Source organism: Xanthobacter autotrophicus, from assembly GCF_030015065.1.
In the GTDB taxonomy this organism is placed as follows: Bacteria; Pseudomonadota; Alphaproteobacteria; order Rhizobiales; family Xanthobacteraceae; genus Xanthobacter; species Xanthobacter autotrophicus_D.
Window position 1 is genome coordinate 1 of record NZ_JAIVFN010000154.1, and the last position, 7990, is coordinate 7990.

The 7990-nt window shown below is 68.5% G+C and carries 8 protein-coding genes; 6 read left to right on the forward strand and 2 right to left on the reverse strand.

Features of this window, described 5'->3' with window-relative positions; translation table 11 throughout:
- The coding region (locus tag K9U40_RS20695; protein WP_282890830.1) for a transposase at window positions 1-196 on the forward strand (196 nt) is incomplete at its 5' end.
- 6 nt (window positions 197-202) lie between these two features.
- Here K9U40_RS20695 and K9U40_RS20700 read toward each other — a convergent pair.
- Entirely contained in the window at window positions 203-1135 is a 933-nt protein-coding gene (locus tag K9U40_RS20700) for a LysR family transcriptional regulator (protein ID WP_282892008.1), read from the reverse strand.
- Between the two features lie 108 nt (window positions 1136-1243).
- Here K9U40_RS20700 and aroE point away from each other — a divergent pair, with 108 nt between their 5' ends.
- From aroE to K9U40_RS20725, 5 genes are all read left to right on the forward strand, one after another.
- Window positions 1244-2101, forward strand: coding sequence for a shikimate dehydrogenase (gene aroE / locus K9U40_RS20705; protein WP_282892009.1), 858 nt, complete (start codon window positions 1244-1246; stop codon window positions 2099-2101).
- Window positions 2102-2325: 224 nt separating this feature from the next.
- Window positions 2326-3507 carry an MFS transporter gene (locus tag K9U40_RS20710; protein ID WP_282892010.1) on the forward strand — a complete coding sequence of 394 codons (1182 nt, stop codon included), beginning with the start codon at window positions 2326-2328 and terminating at the stop codon, window positions 3505-3507.
- Between the two features lie 13 nt (window positions 3508-3520).
- Window positions 3521-4345: an aldo/keto reductase gene (locus K9U40_RS20715; protein ID WP_282892011.1), complete on the forward strand. Its 825-nt coding sequence runs from the start codon at window positions 3521-3523 to the stop codon at window positions 4343-4345.
- Between the two features lie 185 nt (window positions 4346-4530).
- Complete coding sequence (locus tag K9U40_RS20720; RefSeq protein WP_282892012.1) at window positions 4531-5346, forward strand: WYL domain-containing protein; 816 nt, start codon at window positions 4531-4533, stop codon at window positions 5344-5346.
- A 155-nt stretch (window positions 5347-5501) separates the two neighbouring features.
- Complete coding sequence (locus K9U40_RS20725) at window positions 5502-5984, forward strand: hypothetical protein (RefSeq protein WP_282892013.1); 483 nt, start codon at window positions 5502-5504, stop codon at window positions 5982-5984.
- Between the two features lie 40 nt (window positions 5985-6024).
- On the opposite strand, the gene K9U40_RS20730 is transcribed toward K9U40_RS20725, so the two are convergent.
- Complete coding sequence (locus K9U40_RS20730; RefSeq protein ID WP_282892014.1) at window positions 6025-7473, reverse strand: NAD-dependent succinate-semialdehyde dehydrogenase; 1449 nt, start codon at window positions 7471-7473, stop codon at window positions 6025-6027.
- Window positions 7474-7990 lie beyond the last annotated feature (517 nt).

A 7990-nucleotide genomic window follows, 5' to 3' on the forward strand; every position in this document is an offset into this window, starting at 1 on the left:
CCGTATCGCCCGCCGCGGCGTCGACAGTTCTGAGCACCTCGGCAAGCACCGATGGGTGGTTGAGCGCACCTTCGCCTGGATCAACCAGTTCCGGCGCCTCGCCATCCGATACGAGCGCCACGCCGATCTCTACCGCGCATTCTGCGTCCTCGCCGCCGCAATCATATGCTTCAGAGCCATCGCCAAGTTTTGTTAGGCGCTCTTAACGCCCGCCTGAGCCTTCCGTCGGTTCCGTCTCCTGCCTGATGGCGTCGGCGAGGAAGTCCACGAAGGCGCGGATGCGGGCGGCGAGGTGCGCGTGGCCCACATAGACCGCGTGGATGGGCTCGATGTCGCCGGCGTTGAACTCCTCCAGCACGCTCACCAGCGTTCCGGCGGCGAGGTCGCCCCGCACGTGATAGCGGCCGAGGCGCGCCAGCCCCGCCCCGTCGAGGGCCAGCCGGCGCAGCACCACGCCGCTATTGCCCAGCGCCGTGCCTGAAACCGCCTGGGTGAAGGCCTTGCCGCTCTCTGGATCGCGGAACGGCCAGTCCTCCGGCGAGCGGCGGAAGTTGAAGCACAGGCACAGGTGCCGGGCGAGGTCTTCGGGATGCTGCGGCACGCCGTGGCGCTCCAGATAGGCGGGCGAGGCCACGATGACCCGGCCGATCTCGAACAGCTTGCGCGCCTTCAGGGTGGAATCCCGCAGCCGCCCGGTGCGGATGGCGATGTCGGTGCGCTCGTCCACCAGGTCGATGACGGCGTCGCTCAGGGAAATGTCCAGCTCCACCTGCGGGTAGAGTTCGAGAAATCGCGGCACGCGCGGCAGCACGCACATCTCGCCGAAGGCCACGGACGCGCTGATGCGCAGCCGCCCCCGCGGCACCGCGCCGGCGCCGGTGGCGATCAGGCGCTCGGTCTCGTCGATCTCGGCGAGGATGCGCCGCGCCCGCTCCAGATAGAGCGCGCCCTCGGCGGTGAGCTGCAATTGCCGGGTGGAGCGCACGAACAGGGGCGTGCGCAGCCGTTCCTCGATGCGGCTGACGAGCTTGCTGACGGCGGACGGCGTGAGGCCGACCTTGCGGCCGGCGCTGGAAAAGCTGCCGCTTTCCGCCACCGCGGTAAACACGCTCATCTCGCCGCTTCGATTGTCCATGGTCCACACCCGTGAACTGAATTCACAACTGTTGATATAGCAGCCGACTTTTTCCGTCGATCCGCCGGGCCTATCTGGGCTGGCTGTCCCATTCGGCGGAGCCGCGCCATGCCCGAGCCTTCCACCTTCCTCAGCCTTTTGACCGGGTCCTTCGCGACCCCCGCCGCCGAGAACCCCACGGTCGCCATGGTCGAGGCGGCCTATCGGCACCATGGCATCGACGCGCGCTACATCAATTGCGACGTCTCGGCGGAAAAGCTCGCCGACGCGGTCCGGGGCGCGCTGGCCATGGGCTGGGCCGGCTTCAACTGCTCCCTGCCGCACAAGGTGGCCGTGGTCCCACTGCTCGATGAACTGGCGCCGTCGGCGGCGATCATCGGCGCGGTCAATTGCGTGGTGATCCGGAACGGCCGGCTGATCGGCGAGAACACCGACGGCCAGGGATTTCTCGCCTCGCTGCAGACGGTGGCGGACCCGAAGGGGCGCAAGGTGGTCCTGTTCGGGGCCGGCGGCGCGGCACGGGCGATCGCGGTGGAAACCGCGCTGGCCGGCGCCGCGGCCATCACCATCGTCAATCGCGACACGGCCCGCGGCATGGAACTGGCCGCGCTGGTCAATGCCCGGACGTCCGCCGCGGCGACCTTCGTACCCTGGGAAGGGGTGTTCACGATCCCGGAAGAGACCGCCGTCGTGGTCAACGCCACCTCGATTGGTCTTTTTCCCCATGTGGATGCGCGGCTCGACCTCGATCTCGAGAGTCTGGCGCCGGGCATGGTCGTCGCGGACGTCATCCCCAATCCACCGCGCACGCGGCTGATCCGGGACGCCGAGGCGCGCGGCTGCACCGTGCTTGACGGCCTCGGCATGCTGGTCAACCAGGGGATCGCCGGCATCCGGCTGTGGACCGGGGTCACGGTGGACGGCGAGCCCATGCGCCGCGTCCTCAAAGGGATTTTCGACGCCTGACCGCCCCGCAAAACCGGAAGTCCAGCCCGCGCGCCGGGCGTGCCTCGCCTCGCCGCGCCTCTTCTGGCGCCCACATTACCGAATTTCATTCAAAGGTATTTTGAAACATATCAATCTTAATTCTCAAGTGAATCATTGGCATCTTGTCCTCGACAGCGGATCGGGACAGTCGAGGCGCAATCTGGCGGCCTTCGCAGCGACCGGTCTTGAAACAGGATGTCGCCATGCCCCTTGCGCTTTATGCCCTCACCATCGCCGCCTATGCCATCGGCACCACGGAATTCGTCATCGTCGGGCTGTTGCCCACGGTGGCCACCGACCTCGGCATCACCTTGCCCATCGCCGGGCTCATCGTCAGCGTCTATGCGCTGGGCGTCACCTTCGGCGCGCCGGTGCTCACCGCGCTCACCGGCGGCATGGCGCGCAAGCCGCTGCTGCTCTCGCTGATGGCCCTGTTCATCGCCGGCAATACCGCCGCCGCGCTCAGCCCGTCCTACGAATGGCTGCTGGTGGCGCGGGTGCTCTCCGCCTTCGCCCACGGCGTGTTCTTCTCGGTGGGCGCCACCATCGCTGCGGACCTGGTGCCGGAAAACCGCCGCGCCTCGGCCATCGCCCTCATGTTCATGGGGCTGACGGTGGCCATCGTCACCGGCGTGCCGCTCGGCACCTTCATCGGCCAGAGCCTCGGCTGGCGCGCCACCTTCTGGGGCGTGGCCGGCCTCGGGGTGATCGCGTTTGCCGCCATCGCCCTGCTGCTGCCGGCCGACATCCGCAAGTCGCCCACCTCTTCCCTGCTCGATCAGATGCGGGTGCTGGGCTCGGGCCGGCTGCTGCTGGTGTTCGGCATGACCGCGCTCGGCTATGGCGGCACCTTCGTGGCCTTCACCTATCTCGCCGCCATCCTTGAGACCGTCACCGGCTTTGCCGCCACGCAGGTCAGCCTGATCCTCATCCTCTATGGCCTCGCCATCGCGGTGGGGAACCTCTCCGGCGGGCGCATCGCCGACCGCGACCCGGTGAAGGCGCTCACCCTCCTGTTCACCCTGCAGGCACTGGTGCTGGCAGCCTTCTTCTTCACCGCGCCCTCGCCCGCCCTTACGCTGGCGACGCTGGCGGCGCTGGGCTTCCTCTCCTTCGCCAACGTGCCGGGGCTGCAGATCTATGTGGTGGAGCTGGCCAGGCGCTATCGTCCGGGGGCGGTGGATACCGCGTCCGCCCTCAACATCGCCGCGTTCAACCTGGGCATTGCGCTCGGGGCGTGGATCGGCGGGCTGGTGGTGGCCTCCCCGCTGGGCCTCGGCGCGACCCCCGTGGTGGGCGCGCTTATGGTGGCCGGCGCGCTGGGGCTGACGGTGTGGAGCGCCGCCCTCGATCACCGCGCCCGCGCCGTCGCCTGCCCGGTCTGAGAAAGGAAAGATCATGCACACCGTCACCGCCAATGGGGCGCAGATCCCCGCCCTCGGCTTCGGCACCTTCCGCGTCTCGGCGGCTGACACGGCGCGCATGGTGCCGGCCGCCCTGAAGCTCGGCTTCCGCCACATCGACACCGCGCAGATCTACGGCAACGAGGCGGAGGTGGGCGAGGGCATCGCCGCCTCCGGGGTGAAGCGGGGCGACATCTTCCTCACCACCAAGGTCTGGGTGACCAACTACGCCCGCGATGCCTTCCTCGCCTCCGTCGACGAGAGCCTGAAGAAACTCAAGACCGACTATGTGGACCTGCTGCTGCTGCACTGGCCCAACCCGGCGGTGCCCTTGGCCGAGCAGATCGGCGCGCTCAATGCGGTACGGGCCGCCGGCAAGGTGCGCCACATGGGCGTGTCCAACTTCAACACCGCGCTGATGGCGGAGGCGGTTGCCCTGTCCGACGCGCCGCTCGTGACCAACCAGATCGAATTTCACCCCTTCATCGACCAGTCGAAGGTGATTTCGGCCGCCCGCGCCGCGGGGCTTTCCATCACCGCCTATTACGCCATGGCGGACGGCAAGGTCTTCGCCGAGCCGGTGCTGAAGGAGATCGCCGCCGCCCATGGGCGCACGGTGGCACAGGTGGTGCTGCGCTGGGTGGTGCAGCAGGAGGACTTCATCGCCCTTTCCAAGACCGTGAGCGAGGCCCGCGCCGCCGAGAACGCCGCCATCTTCGACTTCGCGCTCACCGATGCCGAGATGGCCGCCATCTCCGCCCTCGCCCGCCCGGACGGGCGCATCGTCAGCCCCGAGGGGTTGGCGCCCGCGTGGGACTGAGCGGCAAGTATGACCAAACAGAATGTGACCAAACCGAGCATGACCCAACGGGGGAGGCTTCCGCCTCCCCCTGCGCAGGGAGTTCCGGCGCGCGGCGGAATGCGCAATGGCGCTTTATCGGCGGCCGTCTGCCGGCTATCAAGGATGCGGACACGGAACGTCCGGCCGGAATCCGCGAGCCGCCCATGAACGCCATCTCCTCGCTCAAGACCTTCCTCCGCGACCGCGTGGATCTTTTGGGCGCGCCCTTCTATGCGCAGTCCGACCGGCTCAGCGTGCCCCACGACGACCCCCACGACGCGCTGGCCGCCGAGGCGCCGGAGGATCACGACCCGGCGGACGGGCAGGCCTTCGCCATCGACTATGTGGACCATGCGGGCAATGCCAGCCATCGCCGCATCTCGGTGTGGGCGGTGCAGCGCAACGTGGAGGGCGTGCCCATCCTCATCGCCAAGTGCCACGAGCGGCAGGCCGCCCGCGCCTTCCGGGTGGACCGCATCACCGCCGTCACCGACCTCGACGGGGCGCGGCGCGAGCCGCTCGCCCGCTTCTTCTACGAGACCTTCGGCTTCCTCTGGCCCAAGGACGCCATTCTGGTGCCCGCCGAGGAGGAGGCGGACGCGCGCTGGGACCGCATCCGCGCCATCATCCGCAAGGCGGGGGTGACGCTGCTGGCCGCGCTCGCCCGCGCCGACCGCGACACCCACGCGGCGGAGGTGGAGGAGATCGTGTTCTTCTGCGAGCGCGCCTGTGCGGCCGAGGATATCGACCTCACCGGCGCCGAGCGCGAGCGGCTCGCCGCCTATGTGTCCCGCCTGCGCCCCACGGCCGAGGCGGTGGACTTCGCCCTCGACACCCTGTTTCAGAGCGGCACCGAAGCCATCGCCGCCCTGCTGCGCGCGGGCATGCGTGTCATCGGCGCCGACGGGGTGCTGCGGGCGGAAGAGGCGGAGCTCCTCGACACCTTCTGCTACGCCCTCACCGGCCGGCACGTGCGCTGAGGGCTGATCCCAACGGCCGACGCGTGATGCCGGGAGCATGAGAGGGAGCCTCGTCGCCGCTCCCTCCCGGTCCGCAACCGGGAAGCTGGAGCTTATCGCGGCACCAAACCGCCGCGCTGGCGTTGTCTCCCCGAGAGCTGCCCGGGAGACCCCAGATGCGACGCGGATCGAGCGCCCCCCTTGTCCTGATGGCCGTGCTGGCGCTGGCGCTCGGCACGAGCCTTGCCATCGACCTCGTCCTCGTCACCCCCGCCGCCGCGCAGCAGCCGGCCGACCCGGTGCCGCCGCGCCCCGCCGAGACGACCCCGCCGGTGATTCCGCCATCCGTCGCGGCCGGGGAGAAGGCGGTGAAGGAAGCCGAGGCCGAGGCCCCGGAGGATGCGGAGCGCGCGGCCGCCTGCAAGGCCCATGCGCTGGAGCGGCTGAAAGCGCGCTCGCCCTCGGTCGCCGACATCTTCATCGACATGGACGGGCTGAGCATCGCCAAGGCGGACCTGGCCGTGGGCGGCGCGAAGGTGACAGGGGTGCTGATGGGCGAGGCCTATATCCAGCGCGACCGCTCCGACAAGGCCCACCGCTTCCTCTGCCTGGTGGGCGAGGACGACACGATTCTGATGACCTTCCTCACGGAGCAGTAGAAGCGGCCCCGCCCGCCATATGGCGGGCGGAGCACAAACATCAGATCCCCGCCTGGGAGACGAACTTCGGGTTCAGATACGCCTCGATGGCCTCCGAGCCGCCTTCCGAGCCGTAGCCCGAATCGCGGACGCCGCCGAAGGGCACTTCCGGCAAAGCAAGGCCGAGGTGGTTGATGGTCATCATGCCGGCCTGCACCTGCGAGGCCACCGCGTTCGCGGTCTTGGCCGAGCTCGTATAGGCGTAGGAGGCAAGGCCGTAGGGCAGCCGATTGGCCTCGGTGACGGCCTCGTCAAAATCGGAGAAGGGCAGCAGCATGGCGAGCGGCCCGAAGGGCTCCTCGTTCATCATGCGCATCTCGCGATTGACGCCGGTGACCACGGTGGGCTCGAAGAAATAGCCCTTGTTGCCGATGCGCGAGCCGCCGGTCTGCACCTGCGCGCCCCGCTGCCGGGCGTCGGCGATGAGCGCCTCCATGGCGGGGATGCGCCGGTCGTTGGCGAGCGGGCCCATGGTGGTGCCCTCCTCGAGCCCGTTGCCCACCTTCACCGCCTTGGCGACAGTGACGAAGGTGTCCACGAACTCCTCATAGACCTTCTCCTGCACCAGGAACCGCGTCGGCGACACGCACACCTGGCCGGCATTGCGGAACTTGGCGGTGGCGATCTGCCTGGCCGCCGCCTTCACGTCGGCATCGTCGAACACGATGACGGGGGAGTGACCGCCCAGTTCCATGGTCACGCGCTTCATATGCGCGCCGGCCAGCGCGGCCAGCTTCTTGCCCACCGGGGTGGAGCCGGTGAAGGTGATCTTGCGGATGACCGGGTGTGGGATGAGATATTCGCTCACTTCCGCCGGCACGCCGTAGACGAGCGCGATGACGCCCTTCGGCACCCCCGCATCCACAAAGGCGCGGATGAGCTCGGCCGGGGAGGCCGGGGTCTCCTCCGGCGCCTTCACGATGATGGAGCAGCCGGCGGCCAGCGCGCCGCACAGCTTGCGCACCACCTGGTTGATGGGGAAGTTCCACGGGGTGAACGCCGCCACGGGCCCCACCGGCTCCTTGATGACGAGCTGGTAGACGCCCGGCGCGCGGGCGGGGATGACACGGCCATAGGCGCGGCGCGCCTCTTCCGCGAACCAGTCGATGACGTCGGCGGCGGCCAGCGTCTCCATCCGCGCCTCGGGCAGGGGCTTGCCCTGCTCCAGTGTCATCAGGCGGGCGATGCCGTCCGCGCGCTCGCGCAGGATGTCGGCGGCCTTGCGCATGAGCTTGGAGCGGTCGAAGGCTGAGATGCAGCTCCAGGTGGCAAAGCCCCGCTCGGTGGCGGCCAGCGCCTCGTCGAGGTCGGCGATGGAGCAATGGGCGACGGTGCCGATCTCCTCCTCGGTGGCGGGATTGACGACGGGAATGCGCCGTCCGCCGTCCGCGTCCCTCCAGACGCCGTCAATGTGAAGCTGAACGTCGGGATAGGTAACCTCGGAACTCATGGGGGCCTCCTGAAAACCAGAGCGAATGCAGCGAGGCGCGGCCGGCCGAGCGGACCAGACGCCATTTATATCGATTTAGATTGAAGCCTCCGGAGCATTTTCCGTTCGCCTTCGCTCACGCAACTGCTCTCGATTGCTGGGATTACGCATTTTCCTCACACGAGCCGGTATCCACTTCGCTCAAGAATGCTCCGGGGAGATCACCGGCATGCGGGTCACAAGGTCCGCAAGGGGCATCGCGCGGGACGTCCGGTTCAGTTCGGGTGGGATATGCACGGGGCACCGCGGATGCGAAGCCGGCCGACGCTGTTCTTGCCCATCCTAGAGCGCGATCCGAGCAAATTGAACCAATTTGCTCGGTGAATCGCCCTCTAAACGCCAGAAAGAGAACGCGTTGCCCGATCAGCTTGCCATGCAAGCAGATCAGCGCGTGCTCTAGAGCGCGATCCCGCGGGACGGAAGCCGTCCTGTCGTTTCCCTCCCGCCCCACCATCGCCCCCGCAGAGCGAAGGGGTCT